Genomic DNA, 1,643 nt, shown 5'->3' with positions numbered 1-1,643 from the left:
AACAACTTTATAACGCTGATGTAGCCTACTCTTGGGAGCACAAAGGATTGGGTGGCAAATACGAACACCTGTGGAGGTGGGGAGTGGCGTTCTTTGTCAACTATTCAATATTTGTTTTTTTTTGGTTTATTCTTGAAGATTTTACTGTAGACACCCCCATGTTTTGGGTGGCTTTTGTTTTGATGACGATGACGATGATGATGTTGATGACAAGGTATCTATATTTACCTGATAAACATCGCTGTTATCACCTAACTGCACAGGGTATTCGTTACACAGAACAAGATATGATCCCAGAGGTGGCTTATAAAATCGTGCGTGGTTTTGCGTGGGTGGGGATTGCGGTGTGTGTTATTGCGGTTTTGTTACTTGGCCCCTTGGCGCTTGTCGGTGCTGGGGCATTTGCACTGATGTCATTTGGGATGACCAATTTTCAGCCAACGGTACTAAAACACGAAATCTTCTTCTCTGACAGTCCAATTCTATTTAACGTAGTGAAAGATACTATGTTTAGAATTGACAGTCATACCGCCACCGAGTATTGCTGCCGTAGAGATTTTTACTGTTCGTCTATAGAAGAAAAACAAAAAATCATCACCCTAATCCTAGAGAGTCAAAAAGATATCGAGTATGTGGAACTAGCAAAATTGAACGATATGTTTAAACACCCTATTTTTATTCAAGACTAGAAGAATGCAAGTTGAACTCTATTAACAGGTTTGTAGGTTAAATCAGTTTTGCTTTTCTCATATCGATTGCCAGACTACCGGCGGCACCACGGATGATACCATCACGGTACTGGTTAGCATGCCGTTTAACTGGCAAGCCTCAAAGTATCAACAACTGGGCTATATAGCGTCAGGTAAAAAACAAGGTGATTTAACCGTAGAGCCTGCGCCAAAAGAATTTGGCACTCGTATTATTGAAGTGAGAATAGACCAATGAAGAATAACCAAAGCATAGAGTCTCTAAAGGAACAACTTTATAACGCTGATGTAGCCTACTCTTGGGAGCACAAAGGATTGGGTGGCAAATACGAACACCTGTGGAGGTGGGGAGTGGCGTTCTTTGTCAACTATTCAATATTTGTTTTTTTTTGGTTTATTCTTGAAGATTTTACTGTAGACACCCCCATGTTTTGGGTGGCTTTTGTTTTGATGACGATGACGATGATGATGTTGATGACAAGGTATCTATATTTACCTGATAAACATCGCTGTTATCACCTAACTGCACAGGGTATTCGTTACACAGAACAAGATATGATCCCAGAGGTGGCTTATAAAATCGTGCGTGGTTTTGCTTGGGTGGGGATTGCGGTGTGTGTTATTGCGGTTTTGTTACTTGGCCCCTTGGCGCTTGTCGGTGCTGGGGCATTTGCACTGATGTCATTTGGGATGACCAATTTTCAGCCAACCGTTGATAAGTCTTATGTGCTTATAGATGATCGCAGTGTCGTGTTTAATCTAACTCATGACTCAGTGCTGTCATTTGGAAGCCCTAATCGAGAAACATTAGACTATACCCAATCAACTTGAAAATGCAGGCTTGAGTACCTGAAAATTATCATTGATTCGAGACGTCAGTGAACCTGCGATCTCTGGAAGAGTCACAGTAAAAAATTGATCGATGGCTTCCTTGAA

3 protein-coding genes and 1 pseudogene are annotated in these 1,643 nt (G+C 41.4%); 3 read left to right on the top strand and 1 reads right to left on the bottom strand.

All coding sequences use genetic code 11. The features are described 5' to 3' along the window. From DA100_RS08025 to DA100_RS08020, 3 genes are all read left to right on the top strand, one after another. A partial coding sequence (locus tag DA100_RS08025; protein ID WP_138971699.1) for a hypothetical protein occupies positions 1-689 on the top strand: 689 nt, incomplete at its 5' end. Between the two features lie 118 nt (positions 690-807). Continuing rightward, positions 808-945 (top strand): hypothetical protein, encoded by a 138-nt coding sequence (locus DA100_RS20915; protein WP_171052172.1) that lies wholly within the window; start codon positions 808-810, stop codon positions 943-945. Further along, on the top strand, positions 942-1,538 hold the full coding sequence (locus DA100_RS08020; protein WP_138971698.1) for a hypothetical protein: 597 nt from the start codon (positions 942-944) through the stop codon (positions 1,536-1,538). The genes DA100_RS20915 and DA100_RS08020 overlap by 4 nt, the downstream gene beginning before the upstream one ends. On the opposite strand, the pseudogene DA100_RS08015 reads toward DA100_RS08020, so the two are convergent. After that, positions 1,530-1,643, bottom strand: a pseudogene (locus DA100_RS08015) (IS630 family transposase); the annotation flags it as partial. The gene DA100_RS08020 and the pseudogene DA100_RS08015 sit on opposite strands and share 9 nt — an antisense overlap.

The sequence above is a fragment of the Vibrio sp. Hep-1b-8 genome (genome assembly GCF_006124995.1).
Classification (GTDB): Bacteria; Pseudomonadota; Gammaproteobacteria; order Enterobacterales; family Vibrionaceae; genus Vibrio.
Note: the sequence above shows the minus strand (reverse complement) of the source record. Positions and strands in the feature narration are given on the sequence as shown.

What these genes read in the sequence shown, in the direction of transcription:
- DA100_RS20915 (WP_171052172.1), top strand. Translation starts at nt 808, where the DNA reads ATGCCGTTTAACTGGCAAGCCTCAAAGTATCAACAACTGGGCTATATA.
- DA100_RS08020 (WP_138971698.1), top strand. Translation starts at nt 942, where the DNA reads ATGAAGAATAACCAAAGCATAGAGTCTCTAAAGGAACAACTTTATAAC.